Annotated in this window: 20 protein-coding genes; 7 read left to right on the top strand and 13 right to left on the bottom strand. The window is 69.2% G+C overall.

All coding sequences use genetic code 11. The features are described from left to right. Positions 1-2: 2 nt before the first annotated feature. The 3 genes from LZ009_RS07975 to fdhF are packed head-to-tail and all read left to right on the top strand — an operon-like array spanning position 3 to position 6,703. The gene (locus LZ009_RS07975) at positions 3-2,144 is read left to right on the top strand and encodes an acetate--CoA ligase family protein (RefSeq protein WP_275697373.1); all 2,142 of its coding nucleotides are present in this window, start codon (positions 3-5) and stop codon (positions 2,142-2,144) included. A gap of 10 nt (positions 2,145-2,154) precedes the next feature. Next, the gene (locus LZ009_RS07980; RefSeq protein WP_275697374.1) at positions 2,155-3,855 is read left to right on the top strand and encodes an NAD(P)H-dependent oxidoreductase subunit E; all 1,701 of its coding nucleotides are present in this window, start codon (positions 2,155-2,157) and stop codon (positions 3,853-3,855) included. Positions 3,856-3,859: 4 nt separating this feature from the next. Then, a complete protein-coding gene (fdhF, locus tag LZ009_RS07985) occupies positions 3,860-6,703 on the top strand; it encodes a formate dehydrogenase subunit alpha (RefSeq protein WP_275697375.1) in 2,844 nt (947 codons plus the stop codon). Positions 6,704-6,738: 35 nt separating this feature from the next. On the opposite strand, the gene LZ009_RS07990 is transcribed toward fdhF, so the two are convergent. From LZ009_RS07990 to LZ009_RS08015, 6 genes are all read right to left on the bottom strand, one after another. Next, positions 6,739-7,536, bottom strand: a complete 798-nt coding sequence (locus tag LZ009_RS07990; RefSeq protein WP_275697376.1) for a MetQ/NlpA family ABC transporter substrate-binding protein — start codon at positions 7,534-7,536, stop codon at positions 6,739-6,741. 38 nt (positions 7,537-7,574) lie between these two features. Further along, a complete protein-coding gene (locus LZ009_RS07995) occupies positions 7,575-8,240 on the bottom strand; it encodes a methionine ABC transporter permease (RefSeq protein WP_275697377.1) in 666 nt (221 codons plus the stop codon). Beyond that, entirely contained in the window at positions 8,230-9,261 is a 1,032-nt protein-coding gene (locus tag LZ009_RS08000) for a methionine ABC transporter ATP-binding protein (RefSeq protein ID WP_275697378.1), read from the bottom strand. The genes LZ009_RS07995 and LZ009_RS08000 overlap by 11 nt, the downstream gene beginning before the upstream one ends. A gap of 204 nt (positions 9,262-9,465) precedes the next feature. Beyond that, entirely contained in the window at positions 9,466-11,307 is a 1,842-nt protein-coding gene (locus tag LZ009_RS08005) for an FAD-binding monooxygenase (RefSeq protein ID WP_275697379.1), read from the bottom strand. 55 nt (positions 11,308-11,362) lie between these two features. Further along, positions 11,363-13,612: an ATP-dependent DNA helicase gene (locus LZ009_RS08010; RefSeq protein WP_275697380.1), complete on the bottom strand. Its 2,250-nt coding sequence runs from the start codon at positions 13,610-13,612 to the stop codon at positions 11,363-11,365. A gap of 4 nt (positions 13,613-13,616) precedes the next feature. After that, positions 13,617-13,871, bottom strand: a complete 255-nt coding sequence (locus LZ009_RS08015; protein WP_275697381.1) for a hypothetical protein — start codon at positions 13,869-13,871, stop codon at positions 13,617-13,619. Positions 13,872-13,983: 112 nt separating this feature from the next. On the opposite strand from LZ009_RS08015, the gene LZ009_RS08020 reads away from it, so the two are divergent. Beyond that, complete coding sequence (locus LZ009_RS08020) at positions 13,984-14,853, top strand: amino acid ABC transporter substrate-binding protein (protein ID WP_275697382.1); 870 nt, start codon at positions 13,984-13,986, stop codon at positions 14,851-14,853. Here LZ009_RS08020 and LZ009_RS08025 read toward each other — a convergent pair. Beyond that, positions 14,850-15,836 carry a cytochrome P450 family protein gene (locus LZ009_RS08025; protein ID WP_275697383.1) on the bottom strand — a complete coding sequence of 329 codons (987 nt, stop codon included), beginning with the start codon at positions 15,834-15,836 and terminating at the stop codon, positions 14,850-14,852. The genes LZ009_RS08020 and LZ009_RS08025 overlap by 4 nt on opposite strands. Positions 15,837-15,885: 49 nt before the next feature. Between LZ009_RS08025 and LZ009_RS08030 the strand changes: the two genes are divergently transcribed. Further along, positions 15,886-16,350, top strand: a complete 465-nt coding sequence (locus LZ009_RS08030; RefSeq protein WP_275697384.1) for a GNAT family N-acetyltransferase — start codon at positions 15,886-15,888, stop codon at positions 16,348-16,350. On the opposite strand, the gene LZ009_RS08035 is transcribed toward LZ009_RS08030, so the two are convergent. The 6 genes from LZ009_RS08035 to LZ009_RS08060 all read right to left on the bottom strand — a co-directional run bounded on the left by LZ009_RS08035 (position 16,319) and on the right by LZ009_RS08060 (position 21,655). After that, positions 16,319-17,101, bottom strand: a complete 783-nt coding sequence (locus tag LZ009_RS08035; protein ID WP_275697385.1) for an alpha/beta fold hydrolase — start codon at positions 17,099-17,101, stop codon at positions 16,319-16,321. The genes LZ009_RS08030 and LZ009_RS08035 overlap by 32 nt on opposite strands. Before the next feature lie 5 nt (positions 17,102-17,106). Next, positions 17,107-17,298: a hypothetical protein gene (locus LZ009_RS08040; protein WP_275697386.1), complete on the bottom strand. Its 192-nt coding sequence runs from the start codon at positions 17,296-17,298 to the stop codon at positions 17,107-17,109. A 70-nt stretch (positions 17,299-17,368) separates the two neighbouring features. Continuing rightward, positions 17,369-18,145, bottom strand: a complete 777-nt coding sequence (locus tag LZ009_RS08045) for an enoyl-CoA hydratase/isomerase family protein (protein WP_275697387.1) — start codon at positions 18,143-18,145, stop codon at positions 17,369-17,371. Then, positions 18,142-19,401 carry a CaiB/BaiF CoA transferase family protein gene (locus LZ009_RS08050; RefSeq protein ID WP_275697388.1) on the bottom strand — a complete coding sequence of 420 codons (1,260 nt, stop codon included), beginning with the start codon at positions 19,399-19,401 and terminating at the stop codon, positions 18,142-18,144. The genes LZ009_RS08045 and LZ009_RS08050 overlap by 4 nt, the downstream gene beginning before the upstream one ends. After that, positions 19,401-20,366, bottom strand: coding sequence for a Bug family tripartite tricarboxylate transporter substrate binding protein (locus LZ009_RS08055; protein ID WP_275697389.1), 966 nt, complete (start codon positions 20,364-20,366; stop codon positions 19,401-19,403). The genes LZ009_RS08050 and LZ009_RS08055 overlap by 1 nt, the downstream gene beginning before the upstream one ends. Before the next feature lie 59 nt (positions 20,367-20,425). Then, entirely contained in the window at positions 20,426-21,655 is a 1,230-nt protein-coding gene (locus LZ009_RS08060; protein ID WP_275697390.1) for a pyridoxal-phosphate-dependent aminotransferase family protein, read from the bottom strand. Positions 21,656-21,751: 96 nt separating this feature from the next. Between LZ009_RS08060 and LZ009_RS08065 the strand changes: the two genes are divergently transcribed. After that, positions 21,752-22,444, top strand: a complete 693-nt coding sequence (locus tag LZ009_RS08065; protein WP_275697391.1) for a GntR family transcriptional regulator — start codon at positions 21,752-21,754, stop codon at positions 22,442-22,444. Beyond that, the gene (locus LZ009_RS08070; protein WP_275697392.1) at positions 22,441-25,506 is read left to right on the top strand and encodes an FAD-binding and (Fe-S)-binding domain-containing protein; all 3,066 of its coding nucleotides are present in this window, start codon (positions 22,441-22,443) and stop codon (positions 25,504-25,506) included. The genes LZ009_RS08065 and LZ009_RS08070 overlap by 4 nt, the downstream gene beginning before the upstream one ends. Positions 25,507-25,533 lie beyond the last annotated feature (27 nt).

Here is a 25,533-nt window from a genome sequence, read left to right on the forward strand (position 1 = left end):
CCATGGCTAACTTCCAAGGCGACAAGGCAAAGGTCCGCGCGATCCTCGACGCGGTGAAGAAGGAAGGGCGCGATTCGCTCACCGCCCCCGAAGGCAAGGTGGTGTGCGAGGCCTACGGCATCGCCGTGCCCAAGGAAGGCGTGGTCGGCTCCGCGAGGGAAGCGATGACGCTCGCTTCCTCCATGGGCTTCCCGGTGGTGATGAAGATCGTCTCGCCCGACATCCTGCACAAGACCGAGGCCGGCGGCGTGGTCGTGGGCGTGAAGAGCGCCGACGACGCCGCCACCGCCTACGAGCAGATCATCGCCAATGCGAAAAACTACAAGAAGGACGCGAAGATCGTCGGCGTGCAGGTGCAGCAGATGATCAAGGGCGGCCAGGAAACGATCATCGGCGCGATGTCCGACGACAGCTTCGGCAAGCTGGTCGCCTTCGGCATGGGCGGCGTGCTGGTCGAGGTGCTGAAGGACGTCACCTTCCGCCTGGCACCGGCCACGCAGGAAGATGCCGCCTCGATGCTCGACGGCATCCAGGCCGCCGAGATCCTGAAGGGCGTGCGCGGCGGCAAGCCGGTGAACCGCGAGGCGCTGCAGTCCACCATCGTGCGGGTGTCGCAGCTGGTCAGCGACTTCCCCGAGATCTCCGAGATGGACCTGAACCCGGTGTTCGCGTCCGAGACCGGCGCCATCGCCGCCGACGTGCGCATCGTCGTGAACTTCACGCCCAAGGCGCCGCGCTATCGCCCGGACGAGAAGGAAGTCGTCAAGTCGATGAACCGCATCATGAAGCCGAAGGCGGTGGCGGTCATCGGCGCGTCCGACCAGGCCGGCAAGATCGGCAACTCGGTCATGAAGAACCTGATCAACGGCGGCTACCAGGGCAAGATCTACCCGATCACGCCCAAGGGCGGCGAGATCATGGGCCTGACCGCGTACAAGAGCGTGAAGGACGTGCCGGGCGAGATCGACACCGCGGTGTTCGCGATTCCCGCCCCGCTGGTGGCCGGCGCGCTGAAGGAATGCGGCGAGAAGAAGATCGCCGGCGCCATCCTGATTCCGTCCGGCTTCGGCGAGACGGGCAACATCGAAGGCCAGGAAGAACTGCAGAAGATCGGGCGCGAGTACAACATCCGCCTGATGGGACCCAACATCTACGGCTTCTACTACACGCCGGCCAACCTGTGCGCCACCTTCTGCACGGCCTACGACGTCAAGGGCTCCACGGCGCTGTCGTCGCAGTCCGGCGGCATCGGCATGGCCATCATCGGCTTCTCGCGCTCCGCCAAGATGGGCGTGTCGGCGATCGTCGGCCTGGGCAACAAGTCGGACATCGACGAAGACGACCTGCTGCTCTTCTTCGAACAGGACGAGAACACCAAGGTCATCGCGCAGCACGCCGAAGACCTGAAGGACGGCCGCGCTTTCGCCGAAGTCGCCAAGCGCGTCTCGAAGAAGAAGCCGGTGATCATGCTCAAGGCGGGCCGCACCGCCATGGGCGCCGCCGCCGCCGCGTCGCACACCGGCGCCGTCGCCGGCACCGACAAGATCTACGAGGACGTGCTCAAGCAGTCCGGCGTGATCCGCGCCCGCAGCCTGCGCCAGATGCTGGAGCTGTCGCGCGGCGTGCCCATCCTGCCCACGCCCAAGGGCGAGAACGTGGTGATCATCACCGGCGCCGGCGGCTCGGGTGTGCTGCTGTCCGACGCCTGCGTCGACAACGGCCTGAAGCTGCTCAAGCCGATGCCGGACGACCTGGACGCGGCCTTCCGCAAGTTCATCCCGCCCTTCGGCGCGGCCGGCAACCCGGTGGACATCACCGGCGGCGAGCCGCCCATCACCTACGTCAACACGGTCAAGCTGGGCCTGGAAGACGACCGCGTGCACGCGCTGATCCTGGGCTACTGGCACACCATCGTGACGCCGCCCATGGTGTTCGCGAAGAACATGGTGCAGATCGTCAACGAGATGAAGGAGAAGGGCAAGATCAAGCCCGTGGTGGCTTCGCTCGCCGGCGACGTGGAGGTCGAAGAGGCCGCCCAGTACCTGTACGAGAACGGCATCCCGGCCTATGCCTACTCCACCGAACTGCCGGTGGAAGTGCTGGGCGCGAAGTACCAGTGGGCCCGCGCCGCCGGCCTGCTGTGATCGGAGGCCTGTGCAGAAACGCATCATCCCCATCGCGGCGGCCCCCGGGCTGCTGCGGGAGCGCAAGCGCGCAGGCCCGAAGGGGCGCAAGCCCGGCGACCAGGCGCTGGCGGAAGTCCGCCAGCTGCTCGGTGACGGCTCGCGCCAGCGCGACCTGCTGATCGAGCACCTGCACAAGCTGCAGGACCACTTCGGCCACCTGTCGGCGCCGCACCTCGCGGCGCTGGCGCAGGAAATGCGCATGGCGCAGTCCGAGGTGTTCGAGGTGGCGTCCTTCTACCACCACTTCGACATCGTGCGCGAAGGCGACGAGGCGCCGGAAGCGCTGACCGTCCGCGTCTGCGACGGCCTGTCGTGCGAACTCGCGGGCGCGCAGCAGCTGCTGCAGAAGCTGCCCTCGGTGCTGGGTCGCGAAGTGCGGGTGATCCCCGCGCCCTGCATCGGCCGCTGCGAACAGGCGCCGGCCGCCGTCGTCGGCCAGAACCCCGTGCCTTGCGCCACCCCGCAGAAGGTGGCCGAGCTGGTGCGCGATGGCGCGATCCAGCACGAACCCGAAGGCTACGTCGGCCTGTCGCAATACCGCGCCTCCGGCGGCTACAGCCTGCTGGAGCAGTGCCTGGGCGGAAAGCGCGACGTCGAATCCGTGATTTCCACGCTCGAGGCCAGCGGCCTGCGCGGCCTGGGCGGCGCCGGCTTCCCGGCCGGCCGCAAGTGGCGCATCGTGCGCGCGGAGCCCGCGCCGCGGCTGATGGCCATCAACATCGACGAAGGCGAGCCCGGCACCTTCAAGGACCGCGTCTACCTGGAACGCGATCCGCACCGCTTCCTGGAAGGCATGCTGATCGCCGCCTGGGCGGTCGGCATCGATGCGATCTACATCTACCTGCGCGACGAATACCACGGCTGCCGCGCGATGCTGCAGCAGGAGCTCGATCGCCTGCGCGCCGATCCGCCGTCGGCGGGCCTGCCGCGCATCGAGCTGCGCCGCGGCGCCGGCGCCTACATCTGCGGCGAAGAGTCCGCGATGATCGAATCCATCGAAGGCAAGCGCGGCATGCCGCGGCTGCGTCCGCCTTACGTGGCGCAGGTCGGCCTGTTCGGGCGGCCGACGCTGGAGCACAACTTCGAGACGCTGTTCTGGGTGCGCGAGCTGCTGGAGCGCGGCGCCGACTGGTTCGCGAGCCAGGGCGCGAACGGCCGCAAGGGCCTGCGTTCCTTCTCGGTATCGGGCCGCGTGCGTTCGCCGGGCGTCAAGCTGGCGCCCGCTGGAGTCACCATCCAGGAGCTGATCGACGAGTACTGCGGCGGCATGGCCGCCGGGCACAAGTTCTATGCCTACCTGCCGGGTGGCGCCTCGGGCGGCATCCTGCCGGCCAGCATGAACGAGATCCCGCTCGACTTCGACACGCTGCAGCCCCACGGCTGCTTCATCGGTTCGGCCGCGGTGGTGGTGCTGTCGGACAAGGACACGGCGACGGCCGCGGCGCGCAACCTGATGCGCTTCTTCCGCGACGAATCCTGCGGCCAGTGCACGCCCTGCCGCGCCGGCACGGCCAAGGCCTATGCGCTGATCCAGCAGCCGAAGTGGAACCTGCCGCTGCTGGCGGAGCTGTCGCAGGTGATGCGCGATGCGTCCATCTGCGGCCTGGGCCAGGCCGCCCCGAATCCGGTGGATTGCGTGGTGAAGTACTTCCCGCACGAATTGGGATGAAACAATGAATGCCGTCACCCGCGCCGAACTCGCATCCATCGATGCCCCCGTCGTGCGCTTCAAGCTCAATGGCCGCGAGGTCGAGGCCCGGGCCAGCGAGACGCTGATCCAGGTGGCCGACCGCGAAGGCGTGGAGATTCCGCGCCTTTGCTACAAGCCCGGCCTCGACGCGGTGGGCAACTGCCGCGCCTGCATGGTGGAGATCAAGGGCGAGCGCGTGCTGGCCCCGAGCTGCTGCCGCGCGCCCGCGGCCGGCATGGAAGTCACCAGCGACAGCCAGCGCGCCGTGGCGGCGCAGAAGATGGTGCTGGAGCTCCTCCAATCCGACATGCCGGAAGCCGAGTACACGCGCCACAACGAAGTGGACGAGTGGTCGGCCAAGCTCGGCGTCGGCAAGCCGCGCTTCCCCTCGCGCGGCCAGGTCGGCCCCGACCTCTCGCATCCCGCCATCGCCGTCAACCTCGACGCCTGCATCCAGTGCACGCGGTGCCTGCGCGCCTGCCGCGACGAACAGGTCAACGACGTCATCGGCCTCGCCTTCCGCGGCGAGCAGGCCAAGATCGTGTTCGACCAGGACGACCCGATGGGCGTCTCCACCTGCGTGGCCTGCGGCGAATGCGTGCAGGCCTGCCCCACCGGCGCCCTGATGCCCGCGCGCGGCGCCGCCCTGCCCGTCCCCGACAAGCAGGTCGCTTCGGTCTGCCCGTATTGCGGCGTGGGCTGCCAGCTCACCTACAACGTCAAGGACGACAAGATCCTGTTCGTCGAAGGCCGCGACGGCCCGGCCAACCATGGGCGCCTGTGCGTCAAGGGCCGCTACGGCTTCGACTACGCGCACCATCCGCAGCGCCTGACCAAGCCGCTGATCCGCCGCGCCGACGCGCCCAAGGACCCGAAGGCGACCTTCGACCCGGACCGCGTGCACGAAATGTTTCGCGAAGCGACTTGGGAAGAAGCGCTGGAGCTGGCCGGCAGCAAGCTGCGCGGCATCCGCGACACGCACGGCCCGAAGGCGCTGGCCGGCTTCGGCTCGGCCAAGGGCAGCAACGAAGAGGCCTACCTGTTCCAGAAGCTGGTGCGCACCGGCTTCAAGAGCAACAACGTCGACCACTGCACGCGCCTGTGCCACGCTTCCTCGGTAGCCGCGCTGCTGGAAGGCATAGGCTCCGGCGCCGTGTCGAACCCGGTGATGGACGTCACGCAAGCCGAGCTGATCGTCATCATCGGCGCCAATCCCACGGTGAACCATCCGGTGGCCGCCACCTGGATGAAGAACGCGGCCAAGAACGGCGCGCGCCTGGTCGTGATGGATCCGCGCAAGTCGGACCTCACGCGCCTGGCCTGGCGGCACCTGCAGTTCAAGCCCGACACCGACGTGGCGATGCTCAACGCCATGATGCACGTGATCGTGGAGGAAGGCCTCACCGATCCGGCCTTCATCGCCGACCGCACCACCGGCTACGAGGAACTGCGCAAGAACCTCGAGGGCTACAGCCCCGAAGCGATGGCGCCCCTGTGCGGCATCCCCGCCGACACGCTGCGCGAGGTCGCCCGCGCCTACGCCACCAGCAAGGGCTCGATGATCCTGTGGGGCATGGGCGTGTCGCAGCACGTGCACGGCACCGACAACGCACGCTGCCTGATCGCGCTGGCGCTGATGACCGGCCAGATCGGCCGCCCCGGCACCGGCCTGCATCCGCTGCGCGGCCAGAACAACGTGCAGGGCGCGTCCGACGCCGGCCTGATCCCCATGATGTTCCCCGACTACCAGAAGGTCGTGGAGCCGCAGGTGCGCGCGCGCTTCGAGCAGCACTGGAAGCTCGCCCCCGGCTCGCTGGACGACCAGCCCGGCCTGACCGTGGTGGAAGTGATGCACGCGGCCAATGCCGGCAAGGTGCGCGGCATGTACGTGATGGGCGAGAACCCCGCGATGTCGGACCCCGATGCCAACCACGCGCGCGAAGCCCTCGCCAAGCTGGAGCACCTGGTCGTGCAGGACATCTTCCTGACCGAGACCGCCTGCCTGGCGGACGTGGTGCTGCCCGCCAGCGCCTTCCCCGAGAAGGATGGCACCTTCACCAACACCGACCGCCTCGTGCAGATGGGCCGCCAGGCCGTCAACCCGCCAGGCGACGCGAAGCAGGACCTGTGGATCATCCAGGAACTGGCGCGCCGCCTGGGCCTGGACTGGAACTACCAGCACGTCTCGGAAGTGTTCGACGAGATGCGGCACACCATGCCCAGCATCGGCGGCATCACCTGGGAGCGCCTCGATCGCGAACATGCGGTCACCTATCCCTGCATGCAGGAAGGCGACCCGGGCCAGTCGGTGGTGTTCGAGGAGGACTTCCCGCGCGAAGGCGGCCGCGCCCGCTTCGTGCCGGCGGACATCATCCCGGCCGCCGAGCGGCCCGATGCCGACTACCCGATGGTGCTGATCACCGGCCGCCAGCTGGAACACTGGCACACCGGCAGCATGACGCGGCGTGCGACCGTGCTCGACGCAATCGAGCCCGATCCCGTGGCCCTGATCCACCCGCTGGACCTGGCCGAACTCGGCGTGAAGCCCGGCGAGCTGCTGACGATCGAATCGCGCCGCGGCCAGGTCACGCTCTACGGCCGCGCCGACGACGGCTCGCCGCGCGGCGCCGTGTTCGTGCCCTTCTGCTACTACGAAGCCGCGATCAACCGCGTGACCAACGACAAGTTCGATCCGGTCGCCAAGATCCCCGAGCTGAAGTACTGCGCCATCCGCATCACCGCCGGCGGCGCCCCGCCGCAGCAGGTGAGCTTCGGCGGCGGCCAGGCACTGGAACGGGTGATGGAGGCGATCGCTTTGCGTTCCTAGGGTGGGTTCGCGATCAGCGACCCCACCCTCCCCGCTCAGAAGCCGGGGATCACCGCGCCCTTGAACTCGTCCTGCACGAACTTGCGGACTTCCTCGGAGTGGTACGCCTTGACCAGCTTGGCGACCCAGGGCTTGTCCTTGTCCTGCTCGCGCACGGCGATGATGTTGACGTAAGGGCTCTTGGCGCCTTCCTTGGCGATGGCGTCCTTGCCCGGGGTCAGGCCGGCCGACAACGCGTAGTTGGTGTTGATGCCGGCGGCATCGAGGTCGTCGAGCGAACGCGGCAGCTGCGCGGCGTCCAGTTCCACGATCTTCAGCTTCTTCGGGTTCTCGACCACGTCCAGCGGCGTCGCCTTCAGGCCCGCGCCCGGCTTCAGCTTGATGAGGCCCTGGTCCTGCAGCACCAGCAGCACGCGGCCGCCGTTGGTGGGATCGTTGGGGATGCCGAAGCGCGCGCCTTCCTTCAGGTCCTTCAGGCTCTTGACCTTCTTCGAGTAGATGCCGATCGGGAAGTTGACGGTGTAGCCGGCGGAGACGAACTTGTAGCCGCGGTCCTGCACCTGCTGGTCCAGGTAAGGCTTGTGCTGGTAGCTGTTGGCGTCCAGGTCGCCGGCGGCGAGCGCCGCGTTCGGCTGCACGTAGTCGCTGAACTCGACGATCTGGATCTTCAGGCCGTCGCGCTCGGCGACCTTCTTCACCTGCTCCAGGATCTGGGCGTGCGGGCCGCCGGTGGCGCCGATCTTGATCGGCTTGTCCTGGGCCAGCAGGCCCGAGCTGGCGGTGGCGGCGATGGCCAGGGCCAGGGTGGTCTTCAGCAGGGTACGCTTGTTCATGCTTGTTTTCCTTGTGAGATGAAAGAGGGAGGACGCGTTCATTTGTGGCTCAGGCGGCGCACCGCCCAGTCGCCCAGGCTCTGCACGGCCTGCACGAAGAGGACCAGCACCACGACGACGGCCAGCATGATTTCCGGCAGGAAGCGCTGGTAGCCGTAGCGGATGCCGAGGTCGCCCAGGCCGCCGCCGCCGATGGCGCCGGCCATCGCGGAATAGCCGGTCAGGCTGACCAGGGTGATGGTGAAGCCGCCGACGATCCCGGGCAGGGCCTCGGGCAGCAGCACCTTGAAGACGATCTGCGCCGTGGTCGCGCCCATGGCCTGCGCCGCCTCGACGAGGCCGTGGTCCACTTCGCGCAGCGAGGCTTCCACCAGCCGCGCGATGAAGGGGGCGGCGGCCAGCGTCAACGGCACCACCGCCGCGGCGGTTCCGATCGACGAGCCGGTGATCAGCCGCGTGAGCGGGATGATCGCCACCAGCAGGATGATGAAAGGCGTGGACCGCAGCGCATTGACGATGCCGCCCACCACGCGATTGACGCCGCCGTTCTGCAGCACGCCGCCGCGGTCCGTCAGCCGCAGCAGCACGCCGACCGGAATGCCCACCAGCGAGCCGGCGATGCCGGAGATGCCCACCATCACCAGCGTCTCCCACAGCGAGGTGGCAAACAGCTCCAGCATCGCAGGGGTGAAGTTATCCCACATGGGCCACCTCCTCCACGACGACGCCGGCGCCGCGCAATTGCGCCGTCGCGGCATTCAGCTTCTCGCGCGCGCCCCGGGCCAGCACAGCCAGCGAGGCGAAAGGCTGGCCCTGCACTTCATCGACCTGGCCATGCACGATGCTCAGGTCGATGCCGTGGTCGCGGATCACGTTCGACAGCAGGGGCCGGTCGGCGCCGTCGCCGGCGAAGGCCAGGCGCAGCAGCTGGCTCTCGTCCGCGGGGCCGCCGGACATCAGCGCGCGGATGCGGGCCAGCACGCCCTCGGGCAGCGCCTGCGGAACGATCTCCTCGATCAGGCTGCGCGTGGTGGCATGCCGCGGCCGCGTGAACACCTCCAGCACCGGGCCCGATTCGACGATGCGGCCCGCATCGATCACGGCGACGCGATCGGCCACCTGCTTGATCACCTGCATCTGGTGCGTGATCAGCACGATGGTCAGGCCGAATTCGCGGTTGATCTGGCGCAGCAACCCGAGGATGGAACGCGTGGTCTCGGGGTCCAGCGCGGACGTCGCCTCATCCGACAGCAGCACCTTGGGCCGGTTGGCCAGGGCCCGGGCGATGCCCACGCGCTGCTTCTGCCCGCCGCTGATCTGCGCCGGATAGCGGTCGCGCATGCCGGCCAAGCCGACCAGGTCCAGCAGTTCGTCCACCCGCTTGCGCGCCTCGAGCGGGGCGACGCCGGCCAGCTCCAGCGGCAGGGCGACGTTCTGCGCCACGGTGCGCGAGGACAGCAGGTTGAAGTGCTGGAACACCAGCCCGATCTCGCGCCGCGCTTCGCGCAGTTGCGCGGGCGGCAGCGCCGTGAGCTCGCGGCCGCCGACGAACACCTTGCCGCTCTTCGGCCGGTTCAGCAGGTTGATGGTGCGCACCAGCGAGCTCTTGCCCGCGCCGCTGCGGCCGATGATGCCGAAGACCTCGCCCGGCGCGACCTCCAGGTCCACGCCGCGCAGCGCTTCGTGGGCGCCGTAGGCCTGGACGATGCCTTGCAGTTCGATCATGCTTTGTTCTGTTGGAGCGAAAGACGGCCCGGCCCCGCGGCGTGCGCGGGGCGATCGGAGCCGAGTGAATGGAGGGAACGGGACGCCGCGAGGGCGATCAGGCGCGACAGCGCATTTCGGAAACCATGGACGCCATTGTCCCGGCAAGGCGGCGAAAAACGAACGAACAAATAGTTCGATGCATATTCCGCCGGCCGGCGCGCCTCATGCAGGCAGCATGAAGCCCGCGAAGAACGCAGCCAGTTCGCGCTGCGCCGCCAGCGGCAGCACGTGCGCGACGTACTGGTCCGGCCGCACCACCACCAGCGCGCCCTGCTTGCGGTCGACGCCGCGCAGGTCGAAGATGTCCGCGCCGTTCTTCGAGTCGGGCGCAAACACCTTCTCGTAGTCGTGCAGTCCATGGCGGCCCTTGCGCGGCAGCAGCAAGGCCGGCATCGCTTCGATCGCCAGTTCGCGGTGGTCCTGCTGGAAGATCGCGCGCAGGTCGAAGATCGCGTCGACGTCCTGGCCCGCGGGCGTGTACTTGCGCACTGGCGAGTCCGACGACTCCGCGAGGAAGCGGCAGAGCCCGTGCAGGCTTGCCGCATCCTGGCCGGCAAACGCATACAGGCGCCAGCGCCCATCGGCCTTTCCGGCGTGCCCCAGCTGCACCGGCTTGGCATCGGTGATGCGCACCACGGGCGCGGAGTGGAAGCGCGTGCCGATCACGAAGCCGGTGGCCAGCTGCTGGTGCGTCGCCTCCCCGGTGACCAGCGAAGGCCGGTAATGCGTGCCCACGCCCGCCGTGAAGCGGCCGTGCTGCTCGAAGTAGCGCTGGAACTCCTTCGGGTCGACGTCGCGCTCGCTGAACATCTTCGCCCACTCGCGGTCGAAGTCGATCAGCTGCTGCGCGACCACCTGCCGCTCCGCGCTGTAGGTGTCCAACAGCGCAGGTGCGGCCTGCCCGCGCAGCACGGCGGCCAGCTTCCAGCCCAGGTTGAAGGTGTCCTGCATCGAGAAGTTCATGCCCTGCCCCGCCTTCGGGCTGTGCGTGTGGCAAGCGTCGCCGGCGATGAAAACGCGCGGCTGCCTCGCCTCGCCCGCGGGCACGTCGTCGTACTTGTCGCAGATGCGCTGGCCGATCTCGTAGACCGACCACCACGGCACTTCCTTCACTTCCAGCGTGTACGGATGCAGGATGCGCCGCGCCTTCGCGATCAGGTGTTCCACGGTGATGCCACGATCGGCGACGCGCTCCTCCTCGCCCAGCTTGTCCATCTCCACGTACAGCCGGACCAGGTAGCCGCCCTCGCGCGGGATCACCAGCAGGTTGCCCTCGGCGGACTGCACGGCGGACTTGTAGCGGATGTCGGGAAAGTCGGTCACGGCCAGCAGGTCCATCACGCCCCAGGCCTGGTTGGCCGAGTCGCCGACGAGATGCCGGCCGATGGACTTGCGCACCGCGCTGCGCGCGCCGTCGCAGCCGACGACGTAGCGCGCGCGCACCGTTTCTTCCCTGCCGGCATGCTCCAGTCGCACCATCACCGCGTCATCGATCTTGACGTCGACCAGCCGGCGGCCATAGTGCGGCTCCAGCCGGCTCGGCGAATGGCGCATCCGCTCCAGGTAGAAGTCGTGCACCCGCGCCTGGTTCAGCACCACGTGCGGAAACTCGGACAGGCCGTCTTCGGTGTCCTGCACGCGGCCATGGCGCACCACCTTGGCCGGCTCGCGGGCGTCCGGTTTCCAGAAGGTGACCTCGTTGATCCAGCAGGCCTCTTCCAGCACGCGGCCGGCGAAGCCGAAGGCCTCGAACATCTCCATGGTGCGGCAGGCGATGCCGTCGGCCTGCCCCAGCTGCAAGGGGCCGTCCTTCTGCTCCACGATGCAGGTGCGGATGTCGGGAAAGGCCGCGAGCTGTGCCGCCAGCGTGAGGCCGGCGGGGCCGCATCCGACGATCAGCACGTCCACCTCGGCCGGCACGGCCTCGGTGTGCGGGGCCGCCAGCGGGGAGGCGTCCTCCACCCGCGGGTCGCCGGGGCGGAAACCGTTCTGGTGGAATTGCATGGCGGCGCTCCTCGCAGGCTGGTGGGATTTAATAAGTATACATATTAAATCACCCTCAGGCGAGTGCCGGCTGGACGCGCCACCACGCCGGCAGCAGCTCGCGCACCGCCGGCCGCGCGAAGCGGTCGTCGATCAGGTAGACGACGCCTTCGTCCTCCTGCGTGCGGATCACGCGGCCCGCGGCCTGCACCACCTTCTGGATGCCGGGATAGAGGTAGGTGTAGTCGTAGCCCGCGCCGAAGGCGCCTTCCAGGCAGGCCTTGAGCTGCTCGTTGCGCGGGTTCACCTGCGGCAGGCCCAGCGTCGCGACGAAGGCGCCCACCAGGCGGTCGCCGCGCAGGTCGATGCCTTCACCGAAGCTGCCACCCAGCACCGCGAAGCCGACACCCGCACCACCGGGCTGGAAGCGCTCCAGGAAAGCCTTGCGCGCCGCTTCGTCCATGCCGCGCTGCTGCGTCCAGGCCGGCACGCCGGGATGCGCAAGCTGGAATTCGGATGCCACGAGGTCGAGGTAGTCGAAACTGCTGAAGAAGGCCAGGTAGTTGCCCGGCTTGGCCGCGTACTGGTCGGCGATGAGGCGCGCGATCGGCGCGGCGGAACGCGCGCGGTCCGGAAAGCGCGTCGAGATGCGGCTCACCACCTGCACCTTCAGCTGGTCGGGATGGAAGGGCGACTCCACGTCGATCCACGCCGTGCTCTCCGGCAGTCCCAGCATGTCCATGTAGTAGCGCGCCGGGCTGAGCGTGGCCGAGAACAGCGTCGCCGTGCGCGCGATGCCGAAGCGCGGCTTGAGGAAGGGCGCGGGAATCAGGTTCTGGATGCGGACCGCGATCGCCGGCTTGCCCGCCGCGCCGGCGACGTCGGTGAGCTCGATCACCGAATGCGGCCCGAAGGATTCGGCCAGGCGCAGGAAGGCGAGGATTTCGAAGTACAGCTGCTGCAGCGCGCCGCCGGGGGCGGCGGCGGGCGCTTCGGCGAAATGCGTTTCCAGCGCGGCGCCCGCGTTCTTGAGCGCGGTGAGGAATGCGGTGGGCAGCGAATCCAGTGCGCCTTCCGCCTTGCGCAGCGCGGTGAATGCGCGGCTGGCCTTGTCGAGCGCCTTGCGCACTTCGGCAGGCGCCAGCGTGCGCGCGGCACGTACCGCGACCTGGCTCAGGTCGGCCGAGTACATGGCCCGCGCGCGCTCGACCAGGTTGTGCGCCTCGTCCACCAGCACGCCCACCTTCAGCTCGCTGCCCGTGGTGAGCGCATGCAGCATCGCGCTGCCGTCGAAGTAGTAGTTGTAGTCGCCCACCAGCAGGTCGGACCAGCGCGACGCTTCCTGGCCCAGGTAGTACGGGCAGACGGCATGCTTCAGCGCGACCCGGCGCAGCGCGGGCGCGTCCATCTGACGCTCCGCCAGGACTTCCGCACGCGCTGCCGGCAGGCGATCGTAGAAGCCCTTGGCGAGCGGGCAGGAGTCGCCATGGCAGGCCTTGTCCCGGTGCTCGCAGGCCTTGTCGCGCGCGGTCAGCTCCAGCACGCGCAGCGGCAAGGCCGGGGCCAGCAGCGTGCTGGCGTCCAGCGCCAGCTGCCGCCCGGTCGACTTCGCGGTGAGGTAGAAGACCTTGTCCAGCGCATGCGGCTTCACCGCCTTCAGCATCGAGAACAGCGTGCCCACCGTCTTGCCGATGCCGGTCGGCGCCTGCGCCATCAGGCAGCGGCCGCTGGCCGCGCCCCTGTAGACCGACTCCGCCAGTCCGCGCTGGCCGGTGCGGAAGCTCGGATAGGGAAAGGCCAGCGCCGCCAGCGCCTCGTCCCGACGCGCGCGATGGGCCAGCTCCTGTTCGGCCCAGGCAAGGAAGTCGCGGCAGCTGGCCTCGAAGAACTCCCGCAAGGCCGCGGCGCCGTGCTTCTCGACGAACACCGTTTCCTGCTGGCTCGCGATGTCGAAGTAGACCAGGGCCAGCTCGATGGCGTCGAGTCCCCGCGCCTCGCACAGCAGCCAGCCGTAGATGCGCGCCTGCGCCCAGTGCAATTGCCTGTGGTTGGCGGGCTGCTTGCCCAGGTCGCCCCGGTGGGTCTTGATCTCTTCCAGCCGGTTCAGCCCGGCGTCGTAGCCATCGGCGCGGCCGCGCACCGCCAGCGCGCCGTATTCGCCCTGCAGGCTGATCTCGGTCTCGTAAAGCGGGCCGCGGCGGCTCGCCACGAGCTGGTGGCCCAGCATGCCTTCCTGCGCCGTCGGCGTCGGCGTGAAGCGCAGGTCGAGGTCGCCGCGCTTGGCGGTGAATTCGCAGAGGGCCCGGACGGCGACCGTGTACGGCATCGCTTCAGCGGCGTCCCTTGCCTGCCTTCTCCGCCAGCAGGATCAGCGTCATGCCCGCCAGCACCAGCAGGGCCGCGACGATGAAGCCGGCCGGGCCCTGCGGGACCAGCCAGGCGAGGAATGCGGGCACGGCATTGGCCGCCCCGGCCCTTGCGAACACGGCCGCCAACACGAGGATGCTCCCGGCCAGGAACAGGATCTTGCCGGCCACCAGCGCTTGCCGGGGAGAGCGGTTGACGAAGGAGCGCAGCCAGTTCATCACGGGACTCTAGCGCATGGCGCCCGGATGGCCCTTGGTCCAATGGACAGCGCGGGTCCGCCCCCGCAACCTCGGCACCAGCCGGCCGCCCGTTGCGGCCCAGGGAGTTTCCATGGTCCATCCTCGAGCCGCGCAGTTCCTGCTCGTGCTGGCCCTGGCCGCCAGCGCAGGCAGCGCCGGGGCGCAGGCCGTGCTCAAGCGCATCGCCGACCGCCAGCAGGTCACCATCGGCTACACCGAGACCGCCGCGCCCTTCTCCTTCCTGGAGGCCGGCAAGCCGGTGGGCTACGCCGTCGACCTGTGCGCCGACGTCGCACAGCGGCTCCGGGGCGTGCTCGGGCAGGCCGCCCTGCGCTCGCGGTTCGTGCCGGTGGACCAGGACAACGTGGCGCGGCTGCTCAGGGCCGGCTCGGTCGACCTCCTGTGCGGCGGCATCTCCGACACCCCGCAGCGCCGACAGAGCATGGATTTCTCGGCGCCGATCTACCTCTCGGCCGTCAAGCTGCTGGTGCGTGCGGACGGCCCGCAAAGCCTGGACGCCATGAAGGGCCGGACCGTGGCGGTGATCGGCCGCACCACGGCGGAGGACGCGATCGCCGACGCGAACCGGCAGCGCGCGCTGCAGCTCAAGGCGGCGCGCGTGGTGAGCCCGGAGGCGGCGCTGTCGCAGCTGCGCCTGAAACAGGCGGACGCCTGGGCGCGCGACGAAGTGCTGATCGCCGGTTCGCTGGGACGCGAAACGGATGCCGGGCAGTTCGCGTTGCTGCCCGAGCCCTTGTCGAAGGAAGTCATCGCCATCGCGATGCCGCGCGACGAGCAGCTGCGCAAGGTGGTCAACGAAGCCCTGGCGGACGCGGTCCGCTCGGGCCGGCTCGAGGCCTTGCACGACAAGTGGTTCGTGCAGCCCAATTCCGCCAGCGCCGCGGGCTTGAAGCGGCCCTTGTCGCCCGAGCTGAAGGCGGAGTTCGACCGGCTGCGTTAGGCGGCGGCGAAAACGGGGATCCGCGCATTCGGCAGGGGGCGATAGCCCTGCGGTGGGGCCAGGCGCTGCAGCGCGCCCAGTTCCGCGAGCGTCCGCAGCGCCGTCGCCGCGATGGCCAGCGCAATGCGCTCGCCGGGACAGGCATGGGCGCCCGCGCCGAACTGCAGCTTGGCCTGCGGGTTCGCCAACAAGAGCACCAGGCCTTGGCCGGCAGCAATGGGCGCGTCGCCCAGCACGAGGTCTTGCGCGGCGAAACGCCGCGTGTTGTGGACGGCGGGGTCGGTGCGCGCCACGTGCGCGATGAAGGCCGTGCCTTCCAGCGAAGCCGCCCGCGCCTGCCAGGCCACGATGCCGTTGCCGATCAGTCCCGCCGTCGCGTCCAGCGCCTGCTGCATGAAGGCGATGCGATTGGCGGCCAGTGCGGGCTCCAGCCCCTCGGCCTGCGCCAGCAGTCCGGCGACGGCGGCATCGGAGCGGTCCAGCGCATCGGACGATGCGCCGGCGGCAATGCCGCGCGTGAAGTCGTGGACCCAGGCGACGGTCCGATCCAGGTCGGCGGCGGCCACGCCGAGCAAGCGCGCCATCGCCTGCACCGGAATGGCCGACAGCAGGGCATCGATCGGCGTGCGCGGCGCCAGGTCGCGCGTGGCGTCCGCGGCAGCCTGTTCCACCGCCGCCCGGGCCAAGCGTGCAGCCCCAGCCGCCACCGCCGGCCGATGCCGCGCATGGAAGTCGCCATCCGTCATGCGCACCAGCCGCGCGAACACCTCGCCGGTGGGGCGGCCCCGTAGCGCTTCAGGCACGGGTTCGGCCGGCGGCCGCACGCGCAGTGCCGGCTCTTCGAGCGCCTGGGCGACGAGCGCAGGGTCCGCAAGCACCCAGAGGCCGATGGAAGCATCGAAGGCGATGGCCGGCAGGCGCGCATACCAGGCGTAGGGAGAAGGATGGCTGGGCGCGGCCAGCACGCTGCGGGGGTCGTCCATGCCCCCAGTGTCGCATTGGCTAAGGCAGGTATGGCAAGGTGCGATCTCCATGCTTGCCGCGCCCACGATCCGCATCGCCACCCGCGCCGACGCCGCCGCCATCGCGCAGATGTCCCGCGCCTACATCGAGCAGGGCCTGCCCTGGAGCTGGCGCGCGGGGCGCGTCGCGCGTGCCATCGAGTCGCCCGACACCAACGTCGTGGTGGTCGGCCCGCCCGAGGCGCTGCTGGCCTTCGGCATCATGGGCTACCTGGACGACGATGCGCACCTGCTGCTCTTTGCCGTGCACCACGAACACCGGCGCGAGGGCCTGGGCAGCAAGGTGCTGGCCTGGCTGGAAGACGTGGCGCGCGCCGCGGGCGCCAAGCGCATCCGCGTCGAGGCACGGCGCGACAACGAGGCGGCGCGCAGCTTCTACAACGAACACGGCTACCACGAGCAGCTGATCCGCACCGCGATGTACAGCGGCGTGCTGGACGGCGTCACGCTGGAGAAGTGGCTGCGGATGCGCTGACGGCCGGGGCCGGATGGCGGGCCAAGCCCGCAATGACATCGAGCACCAGATCCGGCTCCGTCAGCTGCGGAAAATGGCTGCTGCGGTGCGCGATCACCTGCTCGCCCAAGGGCGACAGCCGCGCCAGCTCCTGCTGGTGCATGCGCTTGGCCGCCACGGTGGCCGGTGAATGCAGCCAGCCCTTGGGCGACATGCCGCCGGTCACCACGCGCAACGGCACCGGCGGAAATTCGCCGGCCGCTGCGATCTCGCGCACGGTGTCCTCGACGCAGGCCAGCTCCGCCTCCACGTTGCGCTGGAACAGGCGGCGCGGCAGCGACAGCACGTTGGCGAGGGCGCGCACCAGTTGCGGCTGGTGCTGCTTCAGCAAGGCGTGGTCGGCCGGATGCGTCGCCTCCAGCAGCACGACGCCGCTCGTCTCGGCCGGATACAGGCGCGCGAACAGGTTGGCATAGAGGCCGCCCAGCGAATGCCCGACCAGCAGGTAAGGCGGCCGCAGGCCGGCGTAGCCAAGCAATTCGCGCAGCGATGCGATCACCGCCGCACCGGTCTGGCGCGCGCGCGGCCCGTCGCTGCCCTGCATGCCGAAGCGGTTCCAGGCAAAGACGGTGCCGAGCTTTTCGATCCCGGGATACAGCGCGTGCCAGCCTTCCAGGACTACGCCGGCGCCGTTGAACAGCAGGATGGTTGAAGCGCCCTGGCCTGCGACCGTGTAGCCGAGCCGGCCGCTGCGGGTCTGCAGGACCTGCACGATCCTTAGCTGGCGCCGCCCGGGCGGTCCTTGTCCGGCGCGGGGTTGGGCTTCGCGCGCGAACCGGGGCCGGTCGGCGTTCCGGAGATGTCGATGGACGCGCCCGGGTCTTCCTCGCCGGCCACCGACTCGCTCAGGTCGATCGGGTCGTCGGGCTTGGCGACGGGTTGCTGCTTTGGTGCTGGCGGGTTGCCCATGGTGCTGCCTCCGGGGAATTCCCCATCGTAGGCAGCGCCCGGCGACGGTCGCGTAGGACGATGCCGCCGCTCAGCGGCCCTTCCACACCGGGGCGCGCTTGGCCACGAAGGCCTGCACGCCCTCGTGGAAATCCTCGCTGCCGTAGCTGGTGCGGATCAGGTCCTCGATGTCGGGCAGGCCGTGGCGCAGCAGGCGGTTCAACGCCTCCTTGCTCACGCGCTGCGTCACCGGCGCCAGCGCGGCGAGGCGCTCGCACAGCTGCTGCGCCTCGTCGGTGATGGCCTCGGCGGGGGCCACCTTCAGCACGTAGCCGCAGGCCTGCGCCTCCTCGGCGGTCACCATCTCGGCCAGCAGCAGAAGGCGCTCGGCCCGCGGGCGCCCGAAGGCCGCCACCAGGCGCGCGATGTTGGCCATCGACAGGCAGTTGCCGAGGGTGCGCGCGATCGGCGCGCCGAACTTGGTGCCCGGCGTGGCGATGCGGAAGTCGCACGCCGTCGCGATGGCCAGTCCGCCGCCGACCGCCCAGCCTTCGACCACGGCCACCGTGGGAAAAGGCAGCGACTCGAGCAGCGCGACGCCGGCATCGATGCCGCGCTCGTAGGCGATGCCGCTTTCGCCGCCGGTGAAGCTCTGGAACTGCGCGATGTCGGTGCCGGCCACGAAGGCCTGGCCGCCGGCGCCGCGGAAGCAGGCCACGCGCACCGTGGGGTCCTCGCGCAGCCGCTCGCAGATCGAATGCAGCCGCTCGTACATCTGCCAGGTCATGGCATTGCGCGCTTCGGGCCGGTCGAAGGTGACGCGGGCGATGCCCTTGTCGATGACGAGGTGGACGTGCGTTTCGCTCATCGTGCCACGCCGAAGGCGCCCTCTTCCCGCATGCGCGCGATGTCGCCGGCGGCGAAGCCGGCTTCGGCCAGCACTTCTTCCGTGTGCTCGCCCAGCAGCGGCGGATGCCGGCGCACCTGCTGCGGCGTGCCCGAGAGCTTGACGGCGAAGCCGATGTTGGGCGCCTTGCCCTCGATGGGATGGTCGATCTCCATGCGCATCTTGCGTTCCTTCGCGTGCTCGCTGGCAAAGGCCTCCGGGTAGCTCAGGATGGGGCCGGCCGGAATGCCGTTGGCCAGCAGCGTATCGACCCAGTAGTCCTTGGTGTGCTGGCGGAAGGTCTTCTCCAGTTCCTCCTGCAGCGCCGGCCGGTTCGCCAGGCGCAACGCGATCGTGGAGAAGCGCGGATCCTGCAGCAGTTCGGTGCGCTCCATCAGCGTGCACAGCTGCACCCACAGCTTCTGGTTGTTGGCGCCCATCACGAAGTGGCCGTCCGACGAAGCCATGGCCTGGTAGGGCGCGGTCATCTTGTTGGACGTGCCCAGCGGCTGCGGCTCCTTGCCGGTGCCCCACCAGTCGCAGATGTCCCAGACGCCGAAGGCGATCGCCGAATCGAACAGCGAAGCGTCGATGTACTGGCCCTGCCCCGTGTTCTTCGCGCCGATGTAGGCCGAGAGCGTCGCGTACACCGCGAACAGCGCGCAGCCGATGTCGGCCACCGGCACGCCGGCCTTCACGGGCGGGCTGTCGGGATAACCGGTCACGCTCATCACGCCCGACATGGCCTGCGCCATCAGGTCGAAGCCCGGGCGGTCCGCCCAGGGGCCGGTCTGGCCGAAGCCCGAGATGCTGGTGTAGACCAGCCGCGGATTCACGTCCTTCAGCACCTCGTAGCCCAGGCCCATGCGGCGCAGCGCGCCGGGGCGGTAGTTCTCCACGAGGATGTCCGCGTCCTTGGCCAGCGCCAGCAGCACCTGCTTGCCGGCCTCGGACTTGAGGTCCAGCGCGATGCTGCGCTTGTTGCGGTTCATGTTCAGGAAGCCGAGCGAGTCGGGTCCCTTCATCTTGAAGCCCATCGAGCCGCGGGTCTGGTCGCCCGTCCCCGGCGGTTCGATCTTGATCACGTCGGCGCCCATGTCGCCGAGAAGCATGCACGTGTAAGGCCCTGCCATCACCTGGCTGATGTCCAGGACCCGCACGCCTTCCAACGGAAGGCGTGCTTTCTGGTTCTCGCCCGCCAGCGGCAGCGGCCGCTGGCCCTTTCCGGCATCGCCCATCAGGCTTCGCCCTTCACGCCGCCTTCTTTGATGACCTTGCCCCACTTGGCCTGCTCGGTGACCATGAACTGGGCGAACTTCTCGACCGAGCCGCCGCCGTCTTCGGCGCCGGAGGCTTCCAGCTTCTCCATCACGTCCGGCATCTGGAGCGCCTTGTTCACGTCTTCGTTCATGCGCCTGGCCAGGGCCAGCGGCAACTTGGCCGGGCCCACCAGGCCGTACCAGGTGGTGGCCTCGAAGGTGGGGAAGCCCGATTCGGCCATGGTCGGCACGTTGGGGTGGCCGGCCGCGCGCTTCAGGCGCGTCTGCGCGATCGCATGCGCCTTGCCGCTCTTCACGTGCGGCGTGGCAGCCGTCATCGTGTCGAAGCTGTATTGCACCTGGCCGCCGATCAGGTCGGTCAGCATCGGGCCGGAGCCCTTGTACGGCACGTGGATCGCCTTCACGCCGGCCTGCAGCATGAACATCTCCAGCGCCAGATGCTGGGCCGAGCCGGTGCCGGCGGAACCGAAGCTCACCGCCCCCGGGTTCTTCTTGCACAGCTCCACCAGGTCCTTCACCGTCTTGGCGGGCTGCTGCTGGTTGCAGATCAGCAGGTTGGGCGTCACGCCCACCAGCGCGATCGGCGCGAAGTCCTTGATCGGGTCGTAGCCGACCCGCTGCAGGTTGGGCACGATGGCATGGCTGTTGATGTGCGCCATGTGCAGCACGGTGCCGTCGCCGGTCTGCTTGGAAACGTATTCGGAGGCAATGACGCCCGATGCACCGGCCTTGTTCTCGACGATCACCGTGGTGCGCCACATGTCGGCCAGCTTCTGGCCGATGACGCGCGCCAGCAGGTCGGTGCCGCCGCCGGGCGCGAAGCCGACGATGATGCGAACGGGCCCGCTGGGCAAGCCCTGGGCGCGCAGCGTGGGCAAGGCCAGCGTCGCTGCGGCGCCGGTGAGGAAGGTTCTGCGTTGCATGGTGGTATCTCCTGAGCGTTTTGAAATTCAGCGGAGCCCCAACTCGCCCCGCACTGCTTTTACGCCGCCTTCTTCATGGGCAGCTGTACCGGATGGCCGGCGAAATAGTCCATGGCCGCGGCAACGCCGGAGCCTGCAAGTTTCACGCCCGACAGCTTCAGGCCCATCTCGCAGCCCGAAAGCGCGGCCATCAGGGTCAGGTCGTTGCAGTCGCCGAGGTGGCCGATGCGGAACATGCGGCCCTTGGCCTTGCCGAGGCCGGTGCCCAGCGAGCAGTCGAAGCGTTCGTAGATCAGCTTGCGCACCGCGTCGGCGTCCACGCCCTCGGGCATCATCACGCCGGTCAGCACCGGCGACTGGCTGGCCGTCTCCAGGCACTGGATCTCCAGGCCCCAGGCCTTGACCGCGCCGCGCACGCCTTCGGCCCAGCGCTTGTGCCGCGCGAAGGTGCCTTCGAGGCCGCCGAAGGTGGGGTCCAGCAGCATGTCGCAGGCTTCGGCCAGGCCGTACAGCAGGTTGGTGTTGGGCGTGTAGGGCCAGTAGCCCGTCTTGTTCATCTCGATGATCTCGTCCCAGGCCCAGAAGGCCTTGGGCAGCTTGGCGCCCTTGCTCGCCTCGATCGCCTTGGGCGACAGCGCGTTGAAGCTGATGCCCGGGGGCAGCATCAGGCCCTTCTGCGAGCCGCTGACGGTGACGTCGACGCCCCACTCGTCGTGCTTGTATTCGGCCGAGGCCAGCCCGGAGATGGAGTCGACCAGCAGCAGTGCCGGATGCTTCGCCGCATCGATGGCCTTGCGCACCGCCAGGATGTTGCTGGTGGCGCCGGTGGAGGTCTCGTTGTGGACCACGCACACGGCCTTGATCGAATGCTCCTTGTCGTTCTTCAGGCGCTCCTCGATCAGGTGCGCCTGCACGCCGCGGCGCCAGCCTTCGAGGCCGGGCAGGCCCAGGAACTCGGTCTTCAGGCCCAGGCGCGTGGCCATCTTCTGCCACAGCGTGGCGAAGTGGCCGGTCTCGTACATCAGCACGTGGTCGCCGGGGCTCAGCGTATTGGCCAGCGCCGCTTCCCAGGCGCCGGTGCCGGAGGCCGGGTAGATCACCACGGGGTGCTTCGTCTGGAAGATCTGCTGGATGCCCTTGAGCACGCGCAGGCCCAGCGCGCCGAACTCCGGGCCGCGGTGGTCGATCGTCGGCAGGCTCATGGCCCGCAGGATGCGGTCGGGCACGGGCGAAGGCCCGGGGATCTGCAGGAAATGGCGGCCGGTGGGGTGGTAGTCGAGGGTCAGCATGGGCGCTATTTTTTGCATACAAAATTCAAGTGTCAACTGCGCCCACCCTGTAATTTACGTTTGCACACAAACAAATTTGCATACAAAATGGCGACCATGACTGCCGAAGTGATCTCCATCCCGCGCGCCGCCCTGCACGAGCAGGTGGCGCAACGCCTGCGCCAGATGCTGGTGGAAGGCCGCATCGCCCCGGGCGCCAAGCTCAACGAGCGCGAACTCGCCGAACTGCTGAACGTGTCCCGCACGCCCTTGCGGGAAGGCATCAAGATGCTGGCCGCCGAGGGCCTAGTGGAACTGCTGCCGAACCGCGGCGCGATAGCGGTTTCCCTGAGCGAGGCCGACGTGCTGAATACTTTCGAGGTGATGGCGGGACTCGAGGCCCAGGCCGGCGAGCTAGCGGCCGAACGCATCACGCCCGCCGAGCTGGCGGAGATCCAGGCGATGCAGTTCGAGATGATGGCGGCCTACACGCGCGGCGACCTCTCGGCTTACTACGCGATCAACTCCCGCATCCACACGGCCATCAGCGCCGCGGCCAAGAACCCGGTGCTGACCACCGTCTACAAGCAGGTCAACGCGCGGCTGCAGGCCCTGCGCTTCCGCTCCAACCAGGACGGCGAGAAGTGGAAGCGTGCGGTGAAGGAACACGAGAAGATGGTGGAGGCGCTCTCCGCCCACGACGGCGCCGCGATGCGCGAGGTGCTGCTCACGCACCTGCGCAACAAGCGCGACGTGGTGCTGGAGCAGCTGCGCGAAGCCGGCAAGTCGCAGCGGGGGAATGCCGCATGAACGCCCCCCTGCCCTTGAAGGTGACGCGCGAAGCCGCGCAGCAGGCTTACGACCAGGTCGCGCGCGCCAGCAACGAAGTGGCCGGCCGGCTGGCGCAGCGACTGGCCGCCGAAACGCAGGGCGAAGTGCTGTTCTCCGCGGCCGACCGCGGCCGCTATGCCACCGACGCCTCGATCTACCAGGTGATGCCGGTCGGCGTGTTCGTGCCGCGCAGCGCCGAGGACGCGCGCATCGCGCTCGCCATCTGCCGCGACCTGCAGGTGCCCATCGTGCCGCGCGGCGGCGGCACCAGCCAGTGCGGCCAGACCGTGGGCGCTGGTCTCGTCATCGACTTCTCCAAGCACGTGCGCAACGTGCTGGACGTCGACCCGGCGGCGCGCACGGTGACGGTGGAGCCGGGCATCGTGCTCGACCACCTGAACGCGGCGCTGAAGAAGCACAAGCTCTGGTACCCGGTCGACGTCTCCACCGCGGCGCAGGCCACGCTGGGCGGCATGGCCGGCAACAACTCCTGCGGCAGCCGCAGCATCGCCTACGGCAACATGGTGCACAACGTGCTGGGCGCGCAAGCCTGGACCTCCGACGGCGCGCTGCACGACTTCGGCCGCTTCGAGGACGCCACCGGCGCGGCCCGCGCGCTGGGCGAACGCGTGCGCGATCTCGCGCAGTCGCTGCGGCCCGAGATCGAGGCGCGCTGGCCCAAGGTGCTGCGCCGGGTGGGCGGCTACAACCTGGACGTCTTCCACAACCAGAACGAGCGGCCCTACACCAGCGACGGCAGCGTCAACCTCGCGCACCTGCTGGTCGGCAGCGAAGGCACGCTCGCCCTGACGCGCAGCCTGAAGCTGCAGCTCTCGGAGCTGCCGGCGCACAAGGTGCTGGGCGTGGTCAACTTCCCGACTTTCTACAAGGCGATGGACTCGGCGCAGCACATCGTCAAGCTGGGTGGCGACGGCACGCTCACCGCGGTGGAGCTCGTCGACCGCACCATGATCGAGCTGTCGCTGCAGAACCCGGCCTTCGCGCCCACGGTGCGCGCGGCGCTGATCGGCCAGCCCGACGCGGTGCTGCTGGTGGAATTCGCCGGCGCCGACAAGGCCGCCCTGCTGCGCAAGCTGAAGGACCTGCAGGCGCTGATGGGCGACCTGGGCCTGCCCGGCTCGGTGGTGCTGATGCCCGACGAAGGCCCGCAAAAGGCGCTGTGGGAAGTGCGCAAGGCCGGCCTCAACATCATGATGAGCCTCAAGGGCGACGGCAAGCCGGTGAGCTTCATCGAGGATTGCGCGGTGCCGCTGGAAAGCCTGGCAGAGTACACGGATGCGCTCACGCAGGTGTTCCGCAAGCACGGCACCAAGGGCACCTGGTACGCCCACGCCTCGGTCGGCACGCTGCACGTGCGCCCCATCCTCGACATGCGGCGCAACGGCGCGCCGGAGATGCGGCAGATCGCCGAGGAAGCCTCGGCCCTGGTGCGCAAGTACAAGGGCGCCTACAGCGGCGAGCATGGCGACGGCCTGTGCCGTGGCGAATGGATCCAGTGGCAGTTCGGCCCGGCCATCACCACCGCCTTTGCCGAGATCAAGCGCGCCTTCGACCCGCTGGGGCTGCTGTGCCCGCGGCGCATGATCGATCCGCCGCGCATGGACGACACGCGGCTGATGCGCTTTCCGCCGACGTACAAGGTGATCCCGCTCACGCCCGCTCTCGACTGGCGCGCCTGGGACGTGCAGAACGATCCCGCCACCGAGCAGACCACCGCGCCGGGCACCGGCGGCGACCCGGCACAGGGCTTCGCGAAGGCCGTGGAGATGTGCAACAACAACGGGCACTGCCGCAAGTTCGACGCCGGCACGATGTGTCCGAGCTACCGCGTCACGCGCGACGAGCAGCACCTGACGCGCGGCCGCGCCAACACCTTGCGCCTGGCCGTCAGCGGCCAGCTCGGTCCCGACGGCCTGGCCAGCGAGGCCGTGCGCGAGGCCATGGACCTCTGCGTGAGCTGCAAGGGCTGCAAGCGCGATTGCCCGACCGGCGTCGACATGGCCCGCATGAAGATCGAGTTCCTGCATGCCGATCGCAAGAAGAACGGCTGGTCGCTGAAGGACCGGCTGATCGCGCGCCTGCCGGATTACGCGGCGAGCGCCTCGCGCTTTGCCGGGCTGCTGAACCTGCGCAATCGCAGCCGCCTGCTGGCAACGCTGGGCGAGAAGATGCTGGGGTTCTCGGCGGAGCGGTCGCTGCCCGAATGGCAGGCGCAGCATTTCTTCAACGGCGGCGTGCAAGGCGCGAGCCGCGATGAAGTGCTTGCCGCCGCCAAGCCGGTCGTGCTGTTCGTCGACACCTTCAACGGCTTCTTCGAATCCGCCAACGCGCGGGCCGCTTTCGACGTGCTGCAGGCCGCCGGCTACACGATGCACGTGGCCGCCAAGCAGGGCGGCGACGGCAAGCACCTGTGCTGCGGCCGCACCTACCTCGCCAGCGGCATGGTCGACGAGGCCAAGGCCAAGGCCGGCGAGCTGCTGCAGGCGTTGCAGCCCTTCGTCGACAAGGGCATCGCGGTGGTGGGCCTGGAGCCCTCCTGCCTGCTGACCTTGCGCGACGAGATGACCGCGATGGGCTTCGGCGCCCCGGCGCAGGCCCTGGCCGCCCAGTCGCTGCTGCTCGAGGAATTCCTGGCGCGCGAAGCCGCAGCGGGCCGCCTGGACGCGTTGCGCTCGCGGCTGAAGCAAATGGCGCAACCCGTGCTGGTGCACGGGCACTGCCACCAGAAGGCGTTCGGCGCGGTCTCTCCGGTGCTGGAGGTGCTCAAGCTGGTGCCCGGCGTGCAGCCGCAGCTCATCGAGTCGAGCTGCTGCGGCATGGCGGGCAGCTTCGGCTACGAGGCGAGCCACCACGCGGTGTCCATGCAGATGGCCGAACTGAGCCTGCTGCCCGCGGTGCGTTCGGCACCCGACGCGATCGTCGTGGCCGACGGCACCAGCTGCCGCCACCAGATCCACGACGGTGCGCAGCGGGAAGCAATTCACGCGGCCGTGTTCCTCCGGATGGCGATGCGCGACTAGGCGCCTGGGCGGCAGAGAAAAGGGCTC

Source organism: Ramlibacter paludis (assembly GCF_022012305.1).
In the GTDB taxonomy this organism is placed as follows: Bacteria; Pseudomonadota; Gammaproteobacteria; order Burkholderiales; family Burkholderiaceae_C; genus Ramlibacter; species Ramlibacter paludis.